Origin of the sequence: Pseudoalteromonas luteoviolacea, assembly GCF_018100925.1 — a bacterium.
GTDB lineage: Bacteria > Pseudomonadota > Gammaproteobacteria > Enterobacterales > Alteromonadaceae > Pseudoalteromonas > Pseudoalteromonas obscura.
Map to the genome: position 1 here is coordinate 71,687 of NZ_JAGJEH010000018.1, position 26,164 is coordinate 97,850.

At 46.0% G+C, this 26,164-nt stretch carries 12 protein-coding genes; 6 read left to right on the plus strand and 6 right to left on the minus strand.

Translation table 11 applies throughout. From position 1 onward, the window contains the following. Nucleotides 1-15 precede the first annotated feature (15 nt). Genes J8M00_RS25775 through J8M00_RS25790 form a run of 4 tightly spaced genes read right to left on the minus strand, consistent with a single transcriptional unit; the run spans nucleotide 16 to nucleotide 11,688 of the window. Nucleotides 16-1,257: a beta-ketoacyl synthase N-terminal-like domain-containing protein gene (locus J8M00_RS25775; protein ID WP_247687573.1), complete on the minus strand. Its 1,242-nt coding sequence runs from the start codon at nucleotides 1,255-1,257 to the stop codon at nucleotides 16-18. Next, complete coding sequence (locus J8M00_RS25780; RefSeq protein WP_023402314.1) at nucleotides 1,235-1,501, minus strand: phosphopantetheine-binding protein; 267 nt, start codon at nucleotides 1,499-1,501, stop codon at nucleotides 1,235-1,237. Before J8M00_RS25780 ends, J8M00_RS25775 begins: the two co-directional genes overlap by 23 nt. Beyond that, nucleotides 1,498-10,560: an SDR family NAD(P)-dependent oxidoreductase gene (locus J8M00_RS25785; protein ID WP_211013256.1), complete on the minus strand. Its 9,063-nt coding sequence runs from the start codon at nucleotides 10,558-10,560 to the stop codon at nucleotides 1,498-1,500. The genes J8M00_RS25780 and J8M00_RS25785 overlap by 4 nt, the downstream gene beginning before the upstream one ends. Before the next feature lie 3 nt (nucleotides 10,561-10,563). Then, nucleotides 10,564-11,688: a MupA/Atu3671 family FMN-dependent luciferase-like monooxygenase gene (locus J8M00_RS25790; protein ID WP_211013257.1), complete on the minus strand. Its 1,125-nt coding sequence runs from the start codon at nucleotides 11,686-11,688 to the stop codon at nucleotides 10,564-10,566. Nucleotides 11,689-12,293: 605 nt separating this feature from the next. On the opposite strand from J8M00_RS25790, the gene ileS reads away from it, so the two are divergent. The 6 genes from ileS (at nucleotide 12,294) to J8M00_RS25820 (ending at nucleotide 21,035) form a co-directional block, all read left to right on the plus strand. Further along, on the plus strand, nucleotides 12,294-15,440 hold the full coding sequence (ileS, locus tag J8M00_RS25795; protein ID WP_211013258.1) for an isoleucine--tRNA ligase: 3,147 nt from the start codon (nucleotides 12,294-12,296) through the stop codon (nucleotides 15,438-15,440). Between the two features lie 486 nt (nucleotides 15,441-15,926). Beyond that, nucleotides 15,927-17,288, plus strand: a complete 1,362-nt coding sequence (locus J8M00_RS25800) for an ANL family adenylate-forming protein (protein ID WP_211013259.1) — start codon at nucleotides 15,927-15,929, stop codon at nucleotides 17,286-17,288. Beyond that, complete coding sequence (locus J8M00_RS25805; RefSeq protein ID WP_190337523.1) at nucleotides 17,278-18,003, plus strand: SDR family oxidoreductase; 726 nt, start codon at nucleotides 17,278-17,280, stop codon at nucleotides 18,001-18,003. Before J8M00_RS25800 ends, J8M00_RS25805 begins: the two co-directional genes overlap by 11 nt. After that, a complete protein-coding gene (locus J8M00_RS25810; protein WP_211013260.1) occupies nucleotides 17,997-18,332 on the plus strand; it encodes a phosphopantetheine-binding protein in 336 nt (111 codons plus the stop codon). Before J8M00_RS25805 ends, J8M00_RS25810 begins: the two co-directional genes overlap by 7 nt. Nucleotides 18,333-18,465: 133 nt before the next feature. Further along, nucleotides 18,466-20,715: a beta-ketoacyl synthase N-terminal-like domain-containing protein gene (locus tag J8M00_RS25815; RefSeq protein ID WP_211013261.1), complete on the plus strand. Its 2,250-nt coding sequence runs from the start codon at nucleotides 18,466-18,468 to the stop codon at nucleotides 20,713-20,715. Between the two features lie 47 nt (nucleotides 20,716-20,762). Further along, the gene (locus J8M00_RS25820; protein WP_211013262.1) at nucleotides 20,763-21,035 is read left to right on the plus strand and encodes an acyl carrier protein; all 273 of its coding nucleotides are present in this window, start codon (nucleotides 20,763-20,765) and stop codon (nucleotides 21,033-21,035) included. A gap of 1,192 nt (nucleotides 21,036-22,227) precedes the next feature. On the opposite strand, the gene J8M00_RS25825 is transcribed toward J8M00_RS25820, so the two are convergent. Both J8M00_RS25825 and J8M00_RS25830 read right to left on the minus strand, forming a co-directional pair. Next, nucleotides 22,228-23,292: a ParB family protein gene (locus tag J8M00_RS25825; RefSeq protein ID WP_211013263.1), complete on the minus strand. Its 1,065-nt coding sequence runs from the start codon at nucleotides 23,290-23,292 to the stop codon at nucleotides 22,228-22,230. After that, nucleotides 23,293-24,498, minus strand: a complete 1,206-nt coding sequence (locus tag J8M00_RS25830; RefSeq protein WP_211013264.1) for a ParA family protein — start codon at nucleotides 24,496-24,498, stop codon at nucleotides 23,293-23,295. Nucleotides 24,499-26,164 lie beyond the last annotated feature (1,666 nt).

Sequence of the window (26,164 nt, forward strand, 5' to 3'; positions counted from 1 at the left end):
CCTACTCACGTATTGTCAAGGTTTAGTGATACACACCGCGGTGTTTATCCCGCCAAACCCGTAACTCAAACTCAGCGCTTGCTTGATGTTGGTTTCATGCCTAGTCGTCGCCACCCAATTAAAATCTGTTTGTATGGGGTTTTCTAAATTTAAACTGGGGTGTAAAAATCCCTGTTCCATCTGGATCAAGGTCGCGATGATTTCAAGGCACCCAGCGGCGCTCAGAGCATGACCAAAAAGGGACTTGGTCGCGTTCAATGGCGCACCGCGCAGTCCTGTTTTGGCCAATGCTTGCAACTCGGTCTCATCTCCTAACACCGAGCCACTGCCATGCGGATTGACATAATCAATGTCTGACGCCGTCATCGCTGAACAGTGCAATGCCTGTTGGATCACTGCGACTTCCCCAGCCAAAGAGGGATCTGGATTGCGATTACCATCCATCACCACTGCGCAGCCAGGTATAGCGCCGCGTAGGTGAACCCCTCTTTGCAACGCGTGCTGATGGCGTTCAAGTACTAATACGCCACAGCCCTCACCATAAATAAAGCCATCTCGTTGTTGGTCAAAAGGTCGACAAGCCTGAGTGGGCGCATTGGCAAATCGACTGCTCCCCATGGCACCTAAAGAGGAAAATGCATGACATTCCCAGTAGGATAAATCCATCAAAGCGCCAACCACAACGCATACATCCAGTGCCCCACTTGTCACCGCTTTTGCCGCTTCAATTACCGCCAGTTGTCCACTGGCGGAGGCTCCGCCGAGCGAAAAAGCACTGCCGCGTATGTCAAATAGCTCAGTACAGATCCCACAGATATCTGAATCCATGAAATTTAATGCATAGCTGGGCTGAATAAAATACGGTGCATTTTTACGCTTGTCACGCAAATTATTTAAGTGTCGCTGCTGTACATTGCTGCCACCGACAATCAGGCCTATTTTTTCAGGCTCAACGGTATCTAGTTTAGCATCAGTCCACGCCTGCTGCAGCGCCACCACTGCCGCTTTCGCACTCAGTGAAAAAGTACTCAGGTTATGTGCATCAAACTGTTTTGGCATCACCAGTGGCGCAAGCTCTGCGCCAATAAATGGGTCGTCAAAACAGCGCCCTTCTCGGGCCATATATGAAAACGCCGAAGTGCCTTTTTTCAGTGCCTGAGAGATGGCTGCAATGTCCTGCCCGATCGCAGTCACGGCACCCATGCCAGTGATCAGCGCAGGCGCATTACGCATATTAGCGGCGATTGAGTCTGTCATGCAAGAGATCTATCAGTTCATCCAAATTGGTCGCCGACATGGTGTCAGTCATCGGTATTCTGAGTGACAATGCCGCCAAAATATCCACGATAATTTCAACCCGCTCCATCGAGTTCACACCCAAAGCGGCTAAGCTATCGCCCTGCTTAAACGTATGATCTTGCAAAGAGGGGACTAGCTGACGAATACAATCTAACACCACTGTTTGTACCTGACTTCTTTCGACATTGACTGCGATATTCATAGTACTTCTTCCATCTGTTTATGTTCTTTATGTTGACCGGCCACACCTAAGTGTGCGTCTTGTGTCGCCTCATCGCTGCGCTGTGCAGCTTGTAAGGCTCGGATTATTTCCTGCGCTTGTTGCATCCCTTTGCTCTCTAACTGGCTTTGGATATACCCGGAAAAACTTTCCAACGTGTTGTGTTCATAGACGATATCGGCGTTCAAACTGAGCTGCATGGTCTGATTGATCACCTTAATCCACTCCATCCCGGTAATTGAATCCAGCCCTAGATCCGCAAATCGAGTCGCCGCTTTGATTTCCTGCTCAGCCATCATCAAAACCGTTGCCAACGACGTGCGCAAAAAGTCTAACGAGGTGTACTCACTCGGCGCTAGCAATGACACCGATGAGTCGAGCTGCGCAGCATCACCTGTCGATGTCTGTGGCTCAGCAAACAGCGAAGTCAGATACTGAGAAAACGCTGCTGGCGTCGGGTGTTCATATACCGCATTAGCCTCAATGTGCGTGCCAAAATGGTTATTAATGGCGCGGATCCATTCAACCCCAACAATCGAGTCTAAGCCCAAATCAACAAAGCGAGACTGCGCGCGAATATCCCCCGCATCGAGCAACAAAGCATTTGCCAAGGTGGCGATAACGGTATTGATCACCGCCTCATCATCTGCCGCTTCTTCTTGCGCGGGTGTAGACAGCGCCGTTTCCGTCATTTTAGGCTGCACTGCCGACGCCTCGCAAGCCTCACTTTGCTGCAAGTGCGCATGCAACTGATTGATGCTAGGGTATTCATGTACGCGCTCGACTGCTAACGCCAAATTATACTGAGCATTGATGGCACGTACCCACTCTACACCAACGATGGAGTCTAAGCCAATATTTGAAAACGGCGTATTGTCGGATATTTCATCTTCGTTCATCATTAGCGCCTTGGCCAAACTCGCTCGTAAAAAGTCCTTGCTGAAGGTATCTGTGCCTTCGCAGGCATGGGCCTTAGGCGTTTCATTCACTGTCACCATCTCTACGGACGAATCCAACTGAGGTGCAGGGGTTTGCGCCTTTTCAAGCGGCCGAGCAGGCGCTGTCAACGCGACTTTTTTCACCGCAAACAGCTGCGGATCGACTAATTGTATCTTACCCGATTTGCGCTCTTGTGGTGCTGGTAAAGCAGGTGTATTGCGCGATAGTGCATTCACCATCTGAGCGCGTAACGCTTCATCACTGGCTGGTTTCCAGTAGCGTTTTGCCACAAATGGATAGGTCGGCAAGCTGATTTTCATCGGGCTCTGGTGATCATATAAAGCATGCCACTGAATCTCTCTCCCTCGCAACCAGGCACTGACAAGCTCTTTACAACGCACATCTCTTTGCGCTTCATCGGTGCGCTTGATGGTACTTAAAAAGCTTGGGTCTAGTGGCGTAGACTGCGCTTGGTTTTCGTCAGCAACTCCCGTGCATACTAGGCTACTCAACCAACTTTCAGCTTCCGCTGGCACACTGTCAGCGGCTAAGAATCGCTCTAACCCTGTGTGTATCTCTGCCAAGTCGCCAGCCATGCATGCCAATCGGTAGTCAAATGTTTCGCGGCCCGTTTGCAAGGTATATGCAATGCGCTGTACATCGTCTTGAGATAGCTGCTCGCGCCTTAAGTGGTGCAGTAGATTACTGGCCATCTCTTTGAGCTGTTCGTGACTTCTGGCAGATAGTGTGATCACTTGAAGGTGCGATCTATTGTTTCCGTGTTGCTCTACCTGCTGAGGCGCTTCTTGTACAATCAGGTGGGCATTTGAGCCCCCAGCACCAAACGATGACACTCCAGCAATACGCGGGGCATCATCACGACTTGGCCATGGCGCCAGCTGCTGTTGCACAACAAATGGGGACTGCGCAAACTCAATTTTGGGGTTTATCTGTTCACTGTGCAATGAAGGCACGAGTTGCTGGTGTTTCATTTGCAACAGCACCTTGGTCAGACCCGCGATGCCCGCAGCACTTTCACAGTGGCCAATATTGGACTTCACAGAACCAATTGCGCAGAGATGGTCTTTGTTTTTATCGGTTGAGAACGCTTTATTTAAAGCGGCCACTTCAATGGGATCTCCCAGCGAAGTCCCCGTACCATGTGCCTCCAGATAACTGATCTCCTGAGGCCTAACCTTGGCTTGTGCCAATGCCCGAGCGATCACCGTCTGCTGAGCCGTAGGGCTAGGAACAGAGTACCCATAGGTTCTGCCGCCATGATTGACCGCACTGCCTTTGATCACGCCGTAAATATTGTCGCCATCTTGCAGTGCTTCACGCAACGGTTTGAGTAGCACCGCCCCTACGCCTTCACTGGGCACAAATCCGTCCGCCTCAGCGCTAAAGGTTTTACAGCGACCAGTTTGCGATGCAAACCCGCCATATCCCAGCATCAAGTATTTTGCAGGGTGAATAGACACATTGACGCCGCCAGCAATGGCCGCTTTGCACTCACCGCTGAGCAAGCTTTGACAAGCTAGGTGAATGCTGGTCAGTGATGACGCACACATGGTATCAATGGCCAAACTCGGACCGTGAAAGTCACAAAAGTAGGATACACGATTGGCAATAGACGACGGGCTCATTGACAATACCATAGGCCGACCCAGCATGGTTTCCTGCGCACCATACAATTGATATTCCTGATAAGTCACCCCAACATACACACCGACCGCACCGGGAGTCCCATCGAGTGCGGTGTTTTGTGCCAAAGACGCCCTGCTATAGCCTGCGTCTTCTATTGCTTCATAGGCCGTTTGTAAAAACAGCCTTTCCTGTGGTTCGATGATTTCAGCTTCGCGAGGTGAAATATTAAAGAAGCTCGGATCAAACTTATCTACGCCATCGATAAAACCGCCCCACTTTGCATACGTTTTGCCAGGTTTGCCTTTTTCCGCATCATAATAATGACTATGAGCCCAGCGGCTGATTGGCACCTCCGTGATGCAGTCTTGGCCCCCAGCTAACACCTGCCAAAACGCTTGCAGTGTATTTGCTTGAGGGTAACGTCCTGATATACCGATGATAGCAATATCCGTATCTTGTGCATCTCCACTTTGTTCTGGGCGAGCGCTAGCGACGGACTCTCTTTGAGGTTCAATCGATTCAGACGAGCTGGTTGTGCGAGGGGCATCACTCGAACTGGTGGGGGGAATGAGGTGTGCCTCAAGTTGACTGCGGTGTGCAGTCAACATGTATTCAGCCAATTGCGCGATTGTGTGATATTCAAAAAATAGGGTTTTTGGCAGTGTCCCATAGACAGATTCCAATTTATTGGTCAGCTTGGTCACCACCAAAGAGTCAATTCCCAGCTCATCAAAACCTGTATCCTGCCCAAGCTTCTCCTTTGCATACCCCGTCACTTGTGAGATCAGCGCGGTCAACTGTTCACATACTGACGCCAGTAAGACACCCTCATCGGCAGATGATAAGGCACCAGAGTGCCCTTGCACCCGCGTTTTGCCCGTTAAGGAGTCGCTGTACGCCTCGAGCAAGTCATGTAATGTACGATAGGCGTTCGCGGTATTTAAGCTGAAATCATGATCACAATGCTGATTTAACTCATTGACAATGGCATGTAACTCTACGATACCGAAACCTTGCTCATCCAGCCCAACATGCAGGTCAATTGCACTCGGTGCCACACCGACAACCACCGCGGCAGCGGCGGTAAATCGCGACATCAGTTCACGCTGCACTTGGTCATTATTCGGTTGCGTGGCTTTGCTTGGCAGTGCGATAGGCGCTGCCGCACCAATTGAACGAGAGAAGTGATGTTCAAGTTTTGCCGTATCGCCAGCAATTGCGATGGTGTGAGTACGCGCTTGGCGCATCACTTGATACAGCGCCGACAATCCCGCATCGCGCTCAATAGGCTGCATACCTGACATGTCGTATAGTGCCGCGAGAATATCATCAGATACTTGCATCCCGCCATCACGCCACAGCCCCCAGCCGATAGCACAACTTTGACCAAAACACAGACCCTGCTCAACGCGCTGTTGTCGCTGCTGCGCATACAGATCCATAAAGGCATTGGCGGCAGCATAATCTCCCTGCCCAACATTACCAACCATGGAAACCGCTGAGGAGAACAGCACAAAGTGCTCCAGCTTTATCTCTTCACACGCTTGTCCCAAGTGCCATGCACCATAGGTTTTTGGCGCGAGGACTCGTCGAATGCTTTGTGCATCTTTATTGCGTAATAGGCCGTCTTGAATAACTCCTGCGCAGTGCAACACCGCATTGATCCCACCATGCTCACGCACGGTATTCTGAACCAAGGTTGTCACTGCATCGAGCGCGGTCAGATCCACTGTCTCATAGCGCACCGTCGCGCCCATTTCTTTCAAACGGGCGAGTTGATTATCTCTGTCTACATCCAGAGGCCGCTGACCCGTTAAAATCAAGGTAGGTGCCTGCACTTTTTGCGCAATATCGCACGCACACAAATACCCCAGCTGACCCAGTCCTCCCGTGATCAAATACACCCCTTGATCGCGCCACGGATGAGGCACAGGCACTGTATCAAGCACATCCAGATCGCATGCCATCAATTGCGATGCCTCAGCTTTGAACCAGTGACAATGCCTTTGCTGTTTCGCCTGATCAAGCAAGTTAAATACCTGTTCTTGTGGCAAGTTCGCAGGCAACTCAATGAGTTGCCCTGTAACATTGTCGTTTTCCAAAGAGCACGTTTTCAACAGTGCCGACATCGCGGGTAAGGTTGACTGTAAGCTCGGCTCTAGAGGAACCACAACTTGCAAGATTTTATGTGACCTACCCTTGTCGCGTATAATGGCTTCAAATCGCGCCGTCAATTGAATACAAAATTGCGTAAAACTGGTAGCAGGATGTGCCGTCGAACTGGACAGGTGGACAATCCCCTCTCGTGCCGACAAGGCCGGGTAATCACACAGTACAATATGTTGCTCGATATCTTCGTCCAGCGGCTCATTGTGCGTCTCATCCAGTGCCCGCCAACTCGGTGTCATCAGCAGTACCCCCGCAACACTGTCTGTTGCCGATGCTGCCAACGGGCCATCATCTCGGGCCGTTACGGGCACAAGCATCGGCGCTTTTGGAATGTCAATCTGTGCAAAAGGATAGCCGGGTAAACTAACGCGCTGATATTGTGTGGGCTTGCTAGGAAGCCAATCGATTTCACCCCCTTGGGTCCACAACTCAGCGATATATTGAAACTTTCTCTCTGCGAGCCAATGTCTTACCAGCTGTTGTGCAGAAGACTCCTGAAATAGCGCCTCAACCCCTCGGTTTTTATCTACTTTGCCCTGCCACAGCTGTGCACTCTCAGTACCCTGCTTATAGGCTTTGAGCATCTCAAGCAAGGCGTCTAACGAGTCAACTTCACACGCCATACGGTATGACATGGCTTCTCTGCCCGCCTGCAAGGTATAGGTCATATTGGCCAGCGATATGGATGGTTGCTCAGTCAAAAAGTTGATGTACTTGTCCACATAACGCGCCAATCCCGACTCGCTTTTTGCAGACAAGACAAATAAATAAGATGACTCAAGCGCAGTGCTTTGCGCAGCAGTAGGCGCTTCCTCAACCACAATATGTGCATTGCTGCCGCCAGCGCCAAACGACGACACCCCAGCGCGTCGCTTCGCGTTTCTCGAAGCCGTATCCAGCTGCCAATCTGTCAGCGAGTGCTGCAATTTGAACGCAGAGGCTGCAAAATCAATATGTGGGTTTGGTTGTTCGGCGTTTAAGGTCGGCGCAAGCTTTTTATGATGCATTTGCAATAACACTTTTGTCAGCCCTGCAATGCCCGCAGCCGCTTCAAGGTGGCCAATATTGGTTTTTACCGAGCCTAGCGCGCAAAATTGCTGTGCCGATGTACCCGCTTTGTAGGCCTCATCTAAGCCCTTAAACTCTACCGGATCCCCGAGTAAAGTGCCGGTGCCATGCGCTTCAACATAGTTGATATCCGCAGCGCAGAGCCCGGCTCTCGACAGGGCAGTACGAATAAGGTTTTGCTGCGCTAATGGGCTCGGTACTGTGTAGCCGTTGACCTTGCCACCGTGGTTTATTGCCGTACCGCGGATCACCCCATAAATGTGATCACCATCAGCAATGGCTTTGGCCAAGGGTTTTAATAACACCGCGCCCACACCTTCACCGGGCACAAACCCATTTGCCTGCGCGCCGAACGCACTTAACGTACCATCTTTGGACAATACATTAAGCCTAGTGAACTCAGCAAATGTGGAGGGGTGCGTATAGGCATTCACGCCGCCGGCAACAGCCACATCACACTCTCCGGCATAGAGATGCAGGCAAGCTTCATGGATGGCAGACAAAGACGACGAACACGCGGTATCGACAGGCATACTCGGGCCGCCAAAATTAAAGCGGTAAGAGATCCGATTGGCCGCTGAAAAATAAGAGTCCTTATAATTGTCAAATCCAGCTTTAGAGATCCCGACAAAGACGCCGACCGTATCACGCTCCAATGCCTTGGTGGTGTAACCAGCATCTTCAACGACATGCCAAGCGCACTGCATAAAGAGCCGCTCTTTGGGACTCATATACGCAGCTTCAAAAGGCGGTAAATTGAAAAACTCATTGTCGAAATAATTGAGCCCGTCTAAAAACCCGCCCCACTTTGCCGCCGCTTTAAAACTATCTCCTTCGCCATCAGCTTGTGCGTCAAAGTACGCTGCAATGGGCCAGCGTTCATTGGGGATCTCTCGAATGCTGCTTTTACCAGCAGCCAAGTTTTGCCAAAACTCAAACACATTGTCCGCATCTGGATATTGTCCAGCAAGCCCGATGATGGCAATGGGTTGTCTCGTGAACGACGGCTTACTCGCAGTGAATTTCCGGCGTGCACCCGAACCGCTCGTTGACTGCTGAAAATGCCGTTTACAATGGTCAATCAACTTGGCGGGGGTTGTTGCTTCAAACAACACCGCAGGATCTATCTGGGTGGCTAATTTCTCACTCAATGCTTTTGACACCCTAGATACCAATAAGGAGTCAAACCCCATATCGCTAAATTCCCGCTCAAGGTCAATATCCCGCTCTGAAACGCGCAAATGTTCAGCAAGTATTGCAATCAATATTTTTGCAATGCGATGCTCATCATCGCCTGTCGGTGCAGGCTCTATAGTGATGTCCATCGCGGTATCGAGTGTCTGTGGCGCTATATCGGGAGCTATCCAATAGCTTTTTAGGTTAAATTGTGTGCCTGGCAGATGCACGCGCTGACGCTCTTCGGGCACCATTTCAGGCCACTCACAATGGCCGGTTTCCAGCCATTGTGCCGCAATCGGTTGAGCCTGCTCGCCAAGCTCTTGACTGTGTCCATGTTCAAAAACATTTGAATTCGCTCGCGCTTGCAACACATCTTCGATCTGTTGCAATAGCTGCTCTCTCGATGATGCCAAAAAGATGCAACGATAGTCATGGCTGTCTCGGCCATGTCGCAATGTGAATGCCAGATGTGAAAGTGGATATGCACGCTGATTTAATACCTCGCGTAGCGCAGTGAGTTGGGCGGTGAAACACGCTTTATTCAGTGCTGACACCGGCAGCGCCCAAACTTGCTCACCTTCGGGCTCCCCCTTAACACTCGGCTCAGACTCCCGATCTAGACCTTCAATTAACACGTGGGCATTATTGCCACCTGCCCCATACGCATGGATCCCCGCCAGTCGATTGCGCGACATCTTTGGCCACGGTATGGTATCTGTTGCCAATTGACAGACACTGTGCTTGGGATCAATATCCGCACTGATCTGGTCAATACCGAGTATCTTGTGTATTTTTTCGCTTTGCAAACTATGAATGACTTTAAACAAAGCGCCCAATGAAGACGCTGAGTGCATATGGCCGATCATCGGTTTTAAAGTACTCACTTTGCACTGAGCTGGGCGCAATGCGACTCCCTGTTGCTGCGCTAGGTTATTAAGTGCAAGGTTAAATGCATCCCACTCGCAAATATCGGCAACCGGATTGCCCATGCCCTGAGCTTCTATATAGTCGACCTCTCGCGGATCTATGTTGGCCTTGGCGTAACATGCTTGGATCAGAGATGCATGTGCATTGGTATTGGGCGCAGCAATGGACGCAGATCGATTGCCATTATAATTTACCGCTGAATTTTTGATCACGGCATAGATAGCATCCCCATCTTTGCGCGCACGAGAATAGGGTTTAAGTAAAATACTGGCCACCCCTTCCGCTCGTAAATAGCCATCAGCATCACTGCCAAATGATTTCACTGTCGGTGTTGGACTCATCTGTTGCGATTGCGACAACTTAACGAAGGTATCTGGTCGCAGCAATAGATTAGCCGCCCCGACTATGGCCTGATCAATCTCCCCCGCGCGCAGTGCAACCACAGCTCTGTGTATCGCCACCGCAGCACCAGAGCACATTGTGTTAACCACTTCACTGGGACCTGAAAAATCAAAATAGTACGAAATATTATTGGCAATCATACTGTCCGATTGATGTAGACTCTCTCCAGTATCATAACCCGACTCAATCAAGTTCAATAAATATTCATTGCGTTCAAAACCAACAAAGACCCCTGTATTTGAGCCTTTCAGTGCTTGCGGACGATAACCTGCATTTTCCAACGTGTTATACACCGACATCAATAACAAACGTTGCTGGGGATCCATACGCTCTGCATCATCGGGTAATAACTTAAAAAAGTGAGGATCAAAGCTTTGGATATCGGGAATAAATCCCCCCCAACGACACCGCATTTTATCTGGCTGAGCTTCCTCGGTTTGCACTTCATCAGCATATAAATGCCAGTCAAAACGCGATTGAGGGATTTCCTCAATCAGAGACTCATCTTTATCTAAATGCCGCCAAAACTCAGCCACTGATTGGCAACCGGGTAAATACCCTTCTAACCCCACAATGGCGATGGGTTCTAATTCTGAGGAGTCGGTATGACTTTCTTCGGCACTGTCTTTGTTGGCGGATTGAGCGGTGTGTTTTGTCGCGTATTCACGCATCAAATCCTTGATCGCCAGTCGCTGTTTTTCTATATCCAAAACTTATTTCACTCCTGTATATGCTGCTACGAGCTGCTCCAAATGGGGTAAAGAGTCCTTTACTGATGCGTAATCCACGCCAAAGTCCATTAAACACGCAATTTCATTCACGCCGATGTCCTGTGCCTGTTTGACGATCCGCTTACCATCTTCAACTGTGCCGAACAACGCACCGGTCTTAAAATATCGCTGAAAAGCATATTCCAAAATACTGTCTTTATCTTGCTCACCAAATTCAGCAGCGCCCTTTTTCTGCAGCGAGTCACTGGCTAGGTGGGCTTCCATTGAACTGCGAATATATGCTTTGAATGGACTTTCTACTGCGCGCTTCACTTGCGATATAGAGTCTCCAATCAAGGTATGAAGCATCAGTGTGACCACCCCCGACTCAGGGTCAAAACCGGCCCGTTTTCTCGCCGCCCTATAAATGTTGATCTTTCGCTCCATGGAGGCAAGATCGACGCCGTAAAGCATGGTAAATACGTTGTGACCACTCGCACCAGCCTGCTCAAACCCCTTGTCATTTTGAGCGACTAACATCCACACGTTCAACGACTTTTGAATAGGTCTTGGGTAGACTTTGGTCGCATAAGAGGTGTTATCAGGTCCCTCAAACTCAACACTTTCCCCTGCCCACAGTCGTTTAACGATTGAGATCTGCTCCGTCATCTTCTCTCGACGGTCATCATAGTTGTGTGGGGCATAAATAAAGTCAGGTTTATTCCACCCAGAACCAAATCCCAGATCGACACGCCCATTGGACAGAATATCATTCATAGCCCACCATTCCACCACCTCTGCGGGGTGGTGCAGCGGTAAGCTCACGCCCGCAGTACGAAAGCGAATATGCTTTGTTTGCGGGATAAGATAAGCCGCCATGACCGCAGAGTTTGGGAAAATAGCGCCAAATTCATGAAAGTGACGTTCAGGCAAGTAAACCGCGGTGAACTTAGCTTGATCTGCAAACTGAGTCAACGCGGTGATAAAGTCGTATTTCTCTGAGCTGGTAATGTCTTTGCGGATGTCTGAAAAAAACATCATGCTGAACGCCATTTCTCCAGCCGGTTTGGGATCTGACTTCACAGGTAAAAAGTCAGTATCTAAACCTAACAGTGCTTGTATTGTCATCAATAATTTTATCCTTAAATTATTCCAGCCCAAAACGACTGCGCTTCAGCACCCAGTATATCGTTACACATAATTTTTTAGTGTTGCGCATGCGGCAAACACTCTGGCACTGACAAAGTGATGTTGTAGAAATCGTATTTGAATCGTTTTTGATTATGCAAAATTTTCCCACACAATCCAACCATTGTTCGTTGGCAAAATCACCTTAGGGATTTTTACACGCACTTTTTGTTTCGCTCATCTCATTTTGTCTCATGCGTGAGACAAACCTTTAATTGCAATTAAAGAAACAATCACAGTATCACCAATGGTTCGTACCACTCACCCTGCCACAACCGCATCAGATAGTTTAAACACACAATAAATACAATAGGTTAAACAGTTAAATTGATAACATATTTAGACTGAGATATACAAGGGTTTTACTGTGTGTAAATACCCAACCGTGCTCGGTGCCAGTGAAAACATACACCGAACCTACAATTCTCTTGGAAAATAATCCCATAAGTGCCGTAAGCCTTTTACGTTGTTGAATTTATGGTATGATGAAATATCAGCTTATCGCTACAGCATAATGAACTCTAATTAAAGGTTACTTTGGCAGAATGAACGGCAATACTCTCGATACAGATCAGAATACATTTTCCTTTGTTGATGCGGAACGAAAAGTCCTTGATTTTTGGGAAAAACAGGATATTTTTCAGAAATCTCTTCGTCAAACAGCCAACAATCCACCCTATGCATTTTACGATGGTCCTCCATTTGCAACTGGTAAACCACACCATGGGCATCTGCTGGCATCCACCATTAAAGATATTATCCCTCGCTACTTTACGATGAAAGGTTATTACGTCCAACGCCGTTTTGGCTGGGATTGTCATGGCCTACCTATTGAACATGAAACCGATAAAACCTTGGGTATGTCAGCCAAAGAGGCCGTTGAGACCTTAGGGATCAAAGCATACAATGATGAATGTCGAGGTATCGTTCAACGCTATACTAAAGAGTGGCGCTCTACCGTTACACGCATTGGCCGCTGGGTCGATTTTGATAATGATTACAGAACCATGGAACCTTGGTACATGGAGTCTGTATGGTGGGTGTTCAAACAACTTTGGGAAAAAGACCTTATCACCCAAGGCGTCAAAGTTGTGCCGTTTTCTACCACTTTAGGCACCGTTTTATCTAACTTCGAAGCGGGCTCTAACTACAAAGATGTGCAAGATCCTGCACTTGAAGTGTTGTTCAAATTAGAAGACGAAGACTGCTATATCGCAGCGTGGACCACCACACCTTGGACTTTACCTTCCAACTTGGGACTGTGCGTCAAAGCCGATGCCGACTACATAAAAGTGTTAGATGAAGATAAAGATATACACTTTATTATTGCCAAAGCGCGCCTTGAAGCCATAGGTAAAGGGAAAAATTTAACTGTAGTGCAAGAATATACAGGCGCGGAATTGGTCGGAAAACGCTATGAGCCGCTCTTTGATTATTTCAAAGAACTAAAGAATGAAGGCGCATTTGTTGTCCTTGCTGACGATTATGTCACCATGGACAGTGGTACGGGTATCGTACATATCGCACCAGCATTTGGTGAAGACGATAACCGCGTCATGAAAGAGGCAAATATTCAAGCCGTTGTGTGCCCTTTGAATATGGTTGGCGAGTTTACCGAAGAAGTGACGGACTTTAGCGGAATGCACGTCAAAGAAGCGGATAAGAAAATCATTCGCCACTTAAAAGAAACAGGCCACCTGTACAGCCACACCACCATAGTGCACAGCTACCCGTTCTGCCCGCGTTCTGACACGCCGATCATCTACCGCTCTATTCCATCATGGTATGTCAAAGTAGAGCAGATGCGCGACAAGCTCGTGGCATTGAATCAACAGATCAACTGGGTACCTGAATATATTAAAGAAGGCCGGATGGGGAACTGGTTGGCTGGCGCCATTGACTGGGCAGTCTCGCGAAACAGATACTGGGGAACACCGATTCCGCTGTGGCGCAACGACGTTACTGGCAACTATTTATGTATTGGTTCAATCGAGGAATTGGAGCGCTATTCAGGGATCCGTGTCGATGACTTACACCGTGACTACGTCGATGATATTTCTTTCAGTGTGGCAGGTGAAGAAGGCACTTATCAGCGGATTGAGGAAGTGCTCGATTGTTGGTTTGAGTCAGGCGCGATGCCGTATGCTCAGCTCCACTACCCGTTCGAAAATCAGTCTCTTTTCGAGTCCAGCTTTCCAGCTGAATTCATTGCCGAGGGACTAGACCAAACACGCGGTTGGTTTTATACCCTATTGGTATTAAGTCAGGCTTTACACGATAAGCCCGCATTTAAGAACGTCATTGTTAATGGCATCGTGATGGCAGAAGATGGCAAGAAAATGTCGAAGCGCTTGCGCAACTACACTCAGCCAGATGACATCATGGAAGAGTTTGGTGCCGATGCTCTACGCTTATATTTAATCAACTCAGGTTTGGTAAAAGGCGAACCACAACACTTTTCAAACGAAGGTGTGAAACTGACCGTTCGTCGTGCCTTGCTGCCTTGGTGGAATGCTTTTAAGTTCCTGAAGACCTATATAGAAATCGACGGGTGGAAACCTTCAAATACCGCACACACAATCACCAATCCGTTGGATCATTGGATACTGTCCAAGCTGCAAACATTGAAGTTAAAGGTCACCACGGAGATCGAAAACTATCAGTTATATAACGTGATCCCGGTGTTGTTTGAGTTTATTGAGCAATTGACCAACTGGTATATCCGCCTCAATCGCTCGCGCTTTTGGGCTGAAACACTGACTGAAGACAAGGCATGTGCATATCAGACGCTGTACACCTGTATCTATGAATTGAGCTTGGCCATGGCACCGTTTGCGCCGTTCTTGTCAGAGCATATCTATCAAGAGATGCTAGCCTTACAAGATCATGGGGAGCAACCTGAGTCAGTGCACTTGTGTGCATATCCAACCGTGGATGAAGCACTCATCCAGCCAGAGCTTGAAGATGCACTTGCGCTATTACAAAACGTCGTGTTGCTAGGTCGTCAAAAGCGTAATAAAGAGCGGATCAAGACCAAAATCCCTCTAATGAGCCTAACAGTGATCCATCGCGATACAGGTCTCCTTCAAGAGATCAAGAAGTTAGAGTCTTACTTACAAACAGAGCTGAATGTAAAATCAGTCGTCTATCGTGAAGACGAAGACTCCTTTATCAATTTCTACGCCAAGCCAAATTCACCTTTGCTGGGCAAAAAGTTGGGTAAATCATTTAAGCAATATAAAACGCTTATTGAGGCACTCACTGGTGAGCAGTTACGTCAATTAGAGAAAGACGGCAGCATTGAACTTGAGGGCATGCGCTTCGACAAAGAAGAAATCCTCACTTTCCGTGAACCAAAAGAAGGCTCAGAAGTCATTTCTGATAGCTATATTTCCATTGAACTGGACTGCAAACTCAACGAGGAGTTATTGGCTGAGGGTCTGGCCCGTGAAATCGTTAATCGTGTTCAAAAAACACGTAAGCAGCTTGATTTTAAGATCGAAGACCGTATTCATGTCGAATATGCATGTGATCAAGCACTCGACGCCGCTATCACTGCACATACAGACACCATCTCATCGGAGACATTGGCATTGAGCTTTGAAAAGCGCGATATCGCATCTGATGACACGGTTGCGCGTTATGATGTAGAGGGCCATACGCTATTGCTTAGGTTGAGTAAGGCGACATAACCTAACACTATCCAGTTGTGCACAGTCACTTTTTAGGTGCCTGTGCACACTGTTAACAAGGCCAATAAATAGACAAATTTCTGCAAACATCGCCCACCCCTCCCCTTTCACTCTGTGACTCAATACATGCTTTACATGTTATTTATCAATGTTTACAATGTTTTTCATCATTCAATTACACGGCTGAAGATACGCCGTTGGTGTGCTGATTGTCATACATCAGAAAATAACCACACCCTGAGTGCCTAGACAAATAATAATTTAAGATCCCTTTAAACTGGGCGGTATTTCTGCGCTTATAATTCCATAAGCATCGCCTGTGTTTTGAGGTCACTTGATGCTGATCCCCTATCACCTTGTAGGCTTGCCGCCATGCTATCAAAGGTGTTTCGTCACGCGTGGCGATCGGCGTAATAGCACCTGTTTATGTCAGTGGCGACAAGCTATTTGACAATATATGAGCAACCAAAAAAGGAAGCTAACCCAGTGGATAGAACATGGATTTTGGATCGCGTAAAACAGTTCGATGAGACCCTCGCGGTTGTTGAAGAAGATAAATGCATTACCTTTGATGCAATTGCCCAAAGCGCTCACAATTGGCTGACCAATGAGTCGATCACAGAACGCAGTATCATTGTCATCAATGGATTATTTAACGCAACGACGTTGGGGTTGATGCTTTGTGCCTATATCAAGCAATGTACAATCGTGCCATTATTTAATAGCGATGCAACGCATGTAGACACGATCATTGACACGGTTCATCCAGATTTACTGTGTGACACACGCGACGACATCATGTGCTGCAGCACGATAGCCCCCTTTGCAACCACCAAACCTGCATTATTAAAGCAACTGAATACATTGGGAGAATCTGGACTGATCTTATACAGCTCTGGCAGCACAGGTACACCCAAAGCCATTTTACTCAGCTTAGACAAGCTTTTGCAGCGTTATCAAGTTCACAAAGAGCACCCCACCTCCACCATCGCAGGCTTTTTGTTTTTTGATCACATTGGCGGCTTTGATGTCTTGATGCAGTGCCTAATGACAGGATGCACCTTGGTCAGCATGACTAAACGCACCCCTGAAGATGTGTGTCAGGCCATTGAAAAACATCGTATCAATGTATTACCCACTACGCCGACTTTTCTCAACATGGTGTTGATCAACCGCAGCTATCAACGCGTAGATCTAAGTTCACTTACCGTGATTGCATATGGCTCAGAAGTCATGCCACAAGCAACACTCGACTTGCTGCAACAAGCGTTGCCGCATGTCACGCTAAAACAAACATATGGTATGAGCGAGCTGGGGGTTTTACCCACAGAGTCGAAGGCAGGCAACTCACTGTGGCTAAAAATAAAAAAAACCGACTACAAAGTGCAGGATGGCGTGTTGTGGGTCAAATCGCCAACGGCCATGCTTGGTTACCTCAACCAAGATCATACGCCATTGAATGATGGGTGGCTGTGCACTGGGGATTTGGTGGAGCAACAGGGGGACTATATTCGCATTCTGGGGCGCCAGAGCACAGTGATAAATGTCGCGGGTGAAAAGGTATTTCCGGCCGAAATTGAAGCCTTCCTATTACAAATTCCATTTGTAAAGAATTCATCAGTCTGGGGGAAAAAAAGCCCGATCACCGGAAAAATTGTCGCTGCGACAATTTACACTGATGAAGAAGTCGATCCGAAGCAGGCAAAAAAACATATTTTAGATATCTGTAAGCGAACCTTAGCCCCCTACAAAATTCCAAGACACTTCGAATTTGTAAATGAGCAGTATCATAGCGAAAGGTTTAAAAAAATCAATAAGATACAAGGAACACAAACCAGTGGAAAATAAAAAGGGTACAATTGTGATCAGCGGTGGAAGCCGAGGGTTGGGGTTCGAAATCGCGTCCCAATTTTTGCAGCAAGGATATACCGTTGCGACATTTTCAAGAGGCAGTACTGAGCATGTAACAGCACTTGCAGATGATCCACGCTTTTTTTGGAAGTCGGTTGATGGCAGTGACTATCAGGCTCTAACCGAATTTCTCAAAGAAGCTCAGCAGCGACTCGGCAATATTGTTGGCCTGGTCAACAATGCCGCCATTGGTGCGGATGGGGTGCTCAGCACAATGCGTACATCTGACATTGACCGGGCGTTGGATGTGAATCTCAAAGCACAGATCTATCTATCAAAATTAGTTTCTAAGAAGCTCTTGCAAAACCGCGATGGGTTTATCATTAATATCTCTTCCATCATGGGCGTAAGAGGGTTACCTGGTGTTTCAATTTACAGTGCCACAAAAGCGGCAATGGATGGCATGACCAGAAGCTTAGCGAAGGAGCTAGGCAGAAAAGGGATCCGTGTCAACTCTGTCTCTCCGGGCTATTTTGCCAGTGACATGGTGAAAGATCTGTCAGATGACATTTTAGGTAAAATTGAGCGCCGTACACCGCTAGGGCGCTTAGGTACACAGAGTGAGATTGCCAAGTTGGTGCTATTTTTAGCAACTGAGGGGCATTTTATCACCGGGCAAAACATCGTCATAGATGGAGGTTTTACATGTTAGACACACAACAAGTTAAAAATGAGGTGTTGGATAGTATTATCCAAGAGGTGGCCACAATACTGTCTGAAAAGTCGCTGCCGATCACACAACTGGAAAGCGCTACAGCATTTTCTGAATTGTCATTAACGTCTCTGGATTTGGCCGAACTGATCAGCAATCTAGAAGCGCGCTATGAAGTTGACCCATTCGAGGAATTGGTTGCCATCACCAGTGTCGTTACCATAGATGATCTCGCTGCGGCTTATACGCTGGGCTTATCAGGTCAACCTGAGGGGACACATGACGCCCTCAGCGAAGAGCTAAAAGCCATAAAGAATCAAACACGGTAATCGAGCTAGACACTGACATATAAGATCATAGCGACACATTGGCTATATGCGCCATCATTTTGGTGCTCGCTATGGTATTTCAGCTGTTCATATCTAGCGTGACTCAGAGATATAAACGTAGAAGTAAAAATACATGATGGCTACAGATGATATAGCAATTGTCGGGCTCGCTTGCCGATTTCCAGAGGCAAGTTCTCCGGCCCAGTTTTGGCAAAACTTAGCACAGGGACGGGAGTCCATAGCAAGATTATCCGACGCGCAATTACGCAACGCAGGTGTCAGCGACAGCGAATTTGAGCAACCCAGTTACGTCAAAGCATATACCCCCCTTGCCGATATCGACAAGTTTGATGCGCGCTTTTTTGGGATCCCAGCAGCAGAAGCAAAGTTAATGGACCCACAACAGCGGACCTTGCTTGAAATTATCTATCACGCTTTAGAAGATGGCGGCGCTTTGCAAACAGCGCAGCAGAGAGAAACTGGTGTCTATGCAACTGGTGGCGGGATCACCCGTAGCTATCTTTATCAAGAAGCGACAAAGCACTTTAAGGGCAATAGTGATACCGGCAGCTTGTTACAATTACTCAACGATAAAGATTTTCTTGCGACACGGGTATCCTACAAATTAAATTTACAAGGCCCCAGTCTCTCCGTGCAAACAGCCTGCTCAAGCTCCATGGTTGCAGTTCACTTGGCAAGAAGCGCATTACTGAGCGGAGAAATCGATATCGGTATCGCCGCAGCCAGCTGTATCAGACTACCACAAGAACGGGGCTACAATGCCGCAGAAAGTATGATCTACTCACCAACCGGTCGCTGTAGAACTTTTTCAGACGACGCCGATGGCACCATTTTTGGCAGTGGCTCAGGCGCCGTGGTACTCAAACGTTATCAAGACGCACTGGCCGATGGCGATCATATTTATGCACTGCTCAAGTCAACCGCGGTCAATAATGATGGGGCTGGAAAGTTTGGGTTTACCGCTTCCAGTGTGCCAGGCCAAGCCAAGGCCATGGTTAAAGCTATCGCATTGGCGGGGATCAGTGCAGACCAGCTCAGTTATATTGAATGTCATGGCACTGCGACCAAAATAGGCGACCCACTGGAGATCCGCTCGCTCGAAAAAGCATTTTCACTGGATACCGATAAAAAACAATTTTGTCATATCGGTAGCGTCAAACCGAATATAGGTCATTTAGAGCAGGCGGCTGGACTTGCCAGCCTCATCAAACTTGCGCTGATGATAAAACATCGTCGGCTTGTGCCCACTATTAATTTTCGCGCACCCAACCCGAAATTAAAATTGCCACAATCCCCCTTTAAAATGGCACTCGACTATGAAATGTGGGAACCCGAACAACAGCGGCGCTACGCCGGGCTGAACTGTTTGGGTGTGGGGGGCACCAATGTATTTGCCATTCTCAGCGATCTCCCCACCACCGACGCGACAGCATCCAATGACAACAACCTGGTTGAACCTGCACAAGATGTGTTGTGTCTGTCAGCCAAAACGAAAACACAGCTCGTCGAATATATCGAGTGTATCGCAAACGATGAACGGCCTTTGCCACTGTGTGCCCTCGCCTACAACATCAATACCAGCCGTGCACATTTACCAATACGTAATACAGTGGTGATTGACCGGGATATGAGTCTAGGACAGTGGCGCGAACAAGCCTTGACCAAGATCGCGGCGTCCAGCGAGCGGCGTGGAACGACATTTGATAAACCAATCCAGTATATATGTAACCCCACAGAATTCGTTCATGCCAGCCAAGTAGCTACACTGGCCGCTGACATGCGCTGCCAATGTTTTACAGATGCCTATCAACGCTGGATGGACAGTGCAGCGCTCACTCTCATAAGTGACTCCACGGCCCCCTTTACACAGCACGTGGCGAAATTGTTGGCATTTGAACTGGCATTGTATGAGCAGTTAAAGCACTGGGGATTAAAGATGGCATCATTTCTTGGTGAGGGAATAGGTCGATATGCGCAACTGTTGTTGGAAAATGTCCCCTCGCAACAGTGGCTCAGTACGCTGGAAAAAGAACTGCATATACATCACGATAATTTAAACCACGCACAAACTCATAGCTTTTCTCAGATGGGTGAAGTGGCCATTGAGCAAGATCTACACCTCGCAAGTGAAGGCCCGATAATTTATCGCAATCGCCCTTTACATAACCTCACAGATGATGTGTATGTCTGTGCCAGCGAACAGTTTACTACCACCGAGCTGTGGTCCCTACTTGCCACGATTATCGACAAAGGCGCGCAAATTAACTGGCAAAACTACTATCCTCTCAAGGCTTTTGAAAAACATACTTTACCCAACTATCCATTTGAGAAGAAACGCTATTGGTTGGTTGATGAAGACTAACGTTGTTACACCTAGACTAACAAAAGATACAAGGAGCATGAAATAACATGAGTAACGCAGCAACAGCTAGAACATTGGTAATTAGCTTTATTGAAGAAATGAATCGTTCATCACTACGTGGAGACGAGATCCAAAATGACTTTGAGCTAAAAGATAAACTTAATATCGATTCATTAAACAAGCTCATTTTACTGACCCGAGTCACAGAGCACTTAGGTATTGAGTTTGGCACAGCCGATAAAACCATTAATGACTTCACCACAGTCAACGATCTGATCTCATTTGTTGAATCACACACCTCAGCACTAGAAGTGTCGTAACTTTTTCGACCTCACTTGACCAAGGCAGCTGGGATCACACGCTCTTCGTACGTTTCTGGCTGCTGCCCAGACAAATCGCTGCAATATATACGGATATATCAGATATCACCACGCATTGTGGTTTGATACATCGCCAAACGACACTGTGTAGACAAGCCTATTGTACGTGTAGCTACAAGGTATTAGTCACCTTATCGCTCTCATCTGTGATCCCTGAGCCATATTGCCATATCTTAAACCTGCCTTTTTAACCATATGCGTCACTTTACCCCCTTTGATGGTGGCATACGCCGTCGTCGTTGATTTGACGACGTTTGTCTGTGGTCAGTTCAAGAAAACCAAGGTACCTTTACCCTTAATATGGATCTCATTATCCTTAAAACGCTCGCCAAACTAGGAATTCCAAAAGCACCATAGGCGCTTTCCTATTGTTGGCGCATACCGATGAACCCAATGATAAATAGTTGTGTGTTCAGCGCACGCTCCCGCTCTCAAACATTGCTTCCAACTCGCGGTCACTGTATTCACATTAATCCCAATCAACTTAAAAATAGGAGCTAATTCACTCGATGGTATTTCCTTATTTCAGTTAGTGATGACTTAAAAAAGGGGGAATTATGACCCCTCGCGTGAGAACACAAAACAGTAAAGGGGAGAATGCGATTATTGGCTTCAAGGCGCCAGTTTCGGTCAGGTGAAATACCATTACACATCTTTGCTCAAAAAATGCTGTAGAGCAACAAGAGTTGAATAGGCCTACTTATTGAGTGCCGTCCATCCTTAAGGGGTGGAGGGAAGCGCTTGTAGCTCCTCACGTAAACATAGATATGATGATAAAAAACCAAAGCAGACCTCTAAACGCAGAAAGAGGAAGGTATACCCGAGAGCTTGAAGAGCAATTTGTTGCTCAAACTGTGCTGTAAATATTTTAATACCCACGGGCCGCTGAGATAATAATACGGTGTTCAAAGCGACGATATTTAAACTGGTTCATGTGGGGTATACACTAGAGGTTTAGCGCATTTCAAAAGAACCCAAATGCGGTCACAGTGAAAGAGAGCTTGCGTTTAATTCTTGGCGAATTCAGTTTGAATAATTTGCTAATAAGTTGGCGAATTCAACTTGAATAATCTGGTTTTAACTTTAAAAGCAAGGAGTTAAAAACTCCTTACCTTGTTATACAAGACGAATATTAATCTCGATAATGCTGCGCTAAAATCGCTTGCACAGAAGATTCAATCTCTTTCAATACGTCTTTTTTGATCCTGCCAAACTCAAAGGACACAGCTCGGTTTGACTCTTTTTTTCTCGCAAACATGTCTTTTGACTCAAAATGTCTCAGTGTAGAAGTCACCACAGGTGGCTTATTGGGACGTTCTGAACTCAAACTTGCTTTAAGAGTTTGGCTGATAATTTCTTTATGCTCATGCACCTCGACACCATCAAGTTGTACGGCCAACAATTCCTGGATACGAATTATCTCATCATTCAAGGTATCCTGATATCTGCTCATCACTTTAAAGAGCAGATCATAATCAGCGATGGAGAGCTCTCCAGCGATAGGGTAGAGCTGGATCAGTCGAATATCCACACTGGCCGCTTTCAATGCTCGACTGATCTTTGCTTGACTGCAGTTGTGTAGTTTAGCCAAATCCGCTTGCTTCAGTGTGGGGTTGTGCTTTTGCATCATCAAACACTGCTGCCCAATCTCAAATAAATTATGCTCTTTTGCAGACTGTAACTGTTTTGCTAAATTTTTCGCATCGTCTAACGCTAATTCGTCCCGTGTGACCAGCACGCGATAGCCATCATGTTTGTGAAATAAAAACCAAGCTCTTCTTCTTGAACCATCTAGTATTTCAATCTTTCCGTTTTTGTATCTGGCAACAGCGGGATGGAATTGTTGATAGGTAAGTGAATCAAGATCTGCAACAGACTCTTCATTTAACAACGCTTGCTCACGACCATTAATATCGAAGTTAACTTCTGTGTCATTTTTTAACTGTGTATGATCAAGCACCATTTCCGTGAAGCTTGCTTGTTGTCCTGACGCTAGCTGCCAGTGGCTTGTTTTACCGATCGATTCAACCCCGAAGTGTTGCTTAAGATACCCGGTCACATCTTCACCGGATATTTCGATCTGCGAGGATAGCTGCTTAAACAAATTAGGAATGCGAGATTTTGCATCTCGCTTTTCAGCTTCGTGCGAACCGAATGTATTGCCCAGAGGGTTGATCTCACCACGTCTTTTAGCCATCTACTGATTCTCTCTTTGTTGTTGTGACCAAACAAAATGAATATCTCGCATGATCTGGCTTGTCACCTCAAACGCATTTTGCTGTGCATTTTGGAATGAAGACTTTGCTTTTGGATATTCACTTTTAGACATATCAAACACGGTACTGAGTAAAGAGGATGATTGTCGAATGGCTTCACTGTGTTTAAATTCTTTCGAATAGATTCGCTGCTCAAAATATTGCGTCAACTGATTCATCAATTCAGTCGTGGTTGCGCTGTCTCGATGGTTCGTCAACAAAATTTTCATGAAATCATACCCACTGTGGCCTTCGTTGAGAAGCAGTGACCAAATTTTTGGTATGTAACTAAAATAGGAACATGTTGCATCAATATCGTTTTGTGTCACCGACAGTGGAAATATCACGCTTGAGGCCGCGTAGTAGGCATTATATGTCGAATAGCCTAAAGAGGGTGGGGTATCGACAATAATGATGTCAAATTCGCTCTCAACTGCTTGTATGATGTTATCTAATAAGGTGTATGGCGAAGAGAGTGCTTTATTAAACACCTGTTCGTGAAACCAGCCTTCTAAGGCTCTGTCATATTGAGAAGCTGGCAGAATTCTTAAATTGGGAATAGTGGTTGGTAAAAACGCATCAGAGATCGCGCTTTGTAATGTTTCCCCTTGGTCTAACTCAAAATTTTCCATCATCAAATCACCAACAGATAGACACCCCTGTTGAATGGCTTCAGTGGCATAATACATAGATAATGTGGATTGCCCATCCATGTCGATCAGACCTACTCGATATTCTTGAGGAAACTCGGTTGCAATACCTGAAGCAATTGTTGCTGCAGACACTGTTTTTCCAACCCCCCCTTTTTGGTTCTGGATCACGACAACTTGCACTTTTTGATGCTCAGAACGAACAAACTTTGCTTCTTTGCGCAACTCCTCTGGTAGTTGATCTCTGATCAAGTAAATCTCTTCTAAGTTTACCGACCATACTGCATCGTCATGTCTACGTGGATCAATATTTGTTTTGGAAACATATTTATCCAAGGTTTTACTATTGATTGCCAAATAAGCCGATGCTTCAGCACGAGTGAAGTTTCGCTGTTCCTTTTTATTGTTGATCAACAAACGTTGGTTTCGTCTTTTGATAAGTCCATCAGCACTGTCTTTAAGTGCGAGAAAAGCATTGGTGGTTTGTTCAGAATCCATAATAATTCCCTTGATATTTTAAATTATACTATACACCTTAAAAAAGAGCTTACAAACAAAAAAATGATGTATTGAACAATAATAGAGCGCCTTTTCCTATTCTATCGATGTGATCTTCTGTATTTGATAGAAAAGAATATTAAACTTATGGTTATAACAGCTAAGGGTAATTAATAAGGTTAATATTGGTTAATATATAGGTATAAAGGCTAGTGGCTTATTTAAGTTAATAAGTATTTGACTACATTAAACTTTATCAATTTTCCCAGATCTACTTTCCTATATGTATAGATCGAATTTACTCTATGTTTTGGATCATGATTACTCTATGTTAAAAAGCTACCCGAGAATTTACACACAGCTTAATCACAAACATATTCACATTTTTGACCTAGAGATCAGAATTACTCGCAGTTCGAAGGCTTGGTTATCCACATTGCATCTGTATGTAGGTAGATATTTTCCGTAAATTCATATCGAAGATCTGATCTCCTCGTTGATCAGATCGGATCTACTACCAGTGTAGATCACCTTATCCACATGTATACGCTGCGTTTTTTATCTCGCTGTACTAATACAGATCAAGATTCCTCTATGCTTTTCCCACTGATTTATATCAGCGAATAAATTCGTCGCCAGTATAAACGAGATCAGATTTACTCTATGTTTAGACGATAATATTATCATTTTTCTTTCAAAATTGGTTAATTATTGTGTAACAGAACACAATTCCTCTATGTTCAACAAACATGTCCTACATTTGAGAAAGAATGAAGTGGATCTTTTGAAAGGCCTGATATTGATAATATACTTTTTTATTCAATTGCTTAATCACGCAGACTACTCTTCTCAGATCACATTTACTCTATGCTTATATGGTTATAAGTTAGAGCGTTAAATTAAATATATCTATTTAAAATCAATTGGTTAATATTTTTATCTGAAAAATTCAGAACGTAATTCCTCTATGTTTCAGGGGTGGGAGAGAAGTGCTGTGTCAGTTTAACTATTTCAATAAATTCAATTGATTATGGAGTACTTGTGCAGAATGGGATCATATTTCCTCTATGTTACCCCCATTTTTGATAGCGATGAACTCCCTTTCATTATGCTATTTAGTCGTATATAAGAAAGGTGTTGTGCAATACAGATCAAGATTCCTTCATGTTTCTGGTCGCTTCAAAATTCAGAAGAAAACTTTATATTCAATAAGTTATAACTTTTTCAATCTCACAGATCTCATTTCCTCTATGTTTAGTGCATACCGGATAGATTGAAACAATGAGGTGATGACTTTATTCCTTCACCCTAATTGAATAGGCGTCTTTTCCTTTTTAGATCATATTTCCTCTATGGTTGAATGGAACAAGAGATTATGCATCGATGTGTTTATTTTGGCGGCTGGCAAATTACTTTTTGTTGCTGTCCTAGAAAAAAGTAGTGATAGGAAAGGGAGGGAACGGAAAGAAGGCTGAGTATGTCGCCCGGCTTTTTATTTAGTCCTAGATTCAGATCAGATTTCCTTTATGGTTTGTTTGTTCAGATCAGAGTTCCTATATGTTTTATTTTATCAGATCAGATTTCCTATATGTTTTGTTTTAGATCCGCATTTAAATTTTTAGTGGTATGCTGTAGCGTTATACGGAATAGTACGGAGCTGTCGGTA

Coding starts and splice junctions, on each gene's coding strand:
- J8M00_RS25780 (WP_023402314.1), bottom strand. CDS start 1,501: ATGAATATCGCAGTCAATGTCGAAAGAAGTCAGGTACAAACAGTGGTG.
- J8M00_RS25825 (WP_211013263.1), bottom strand. CDS start 23,292: ATGGCTAAAAGACGTGGTGAGATCAACCCTCTGGGCAATACATTCGGT.
- J8M00_RS25775 (WP_247687573.1), bottom strand. CDS start 1,257: ATGACAGACTCAATCGCCGCTAATATGCGTAATGCGCCTGCGCTGATC.
- J8M00_RS25815 (WP_211013261.1), top strand. CDS start 18,466: ATGATGGCTACAGATGATATAGCAATTGTCGGGCTCGCTTGCCGATTT.
- J8M00_RS25790 (WP_211013257.1), bottom strand. CDS start 11,688: ATGACAATACAAGCACTGTTAGGTTTAGATACTGACTTTTTACCTGTG.
- ileS (WP_211013258.1), top strand. CDS start 12,294: ATGAACGGCAATACTCTCGATACAGATCAGAATACATTTTCCTTTGTT.
- J8M00_RS25810 (WP_211013260.1), top strand. CDS start 17,997: ATGTTAGACACACAACAAGTTAAAAATGAGGTGTTGGATAGTATTATC.
- J8M00_RS25820 (WP_211013262.1), top strand. CDS start 20,763: ATGAGTAACGCAGCAACAGCTAGAACATTGGTAATTAGCTTTATTGAA.
- J8M00_RS25830 (WP_211013264.1), bottom strand. CDS start 24,498: ATGGATTCTGAACAAACCACCAATGCTTTTCTCGCACTTAAAGACAGT.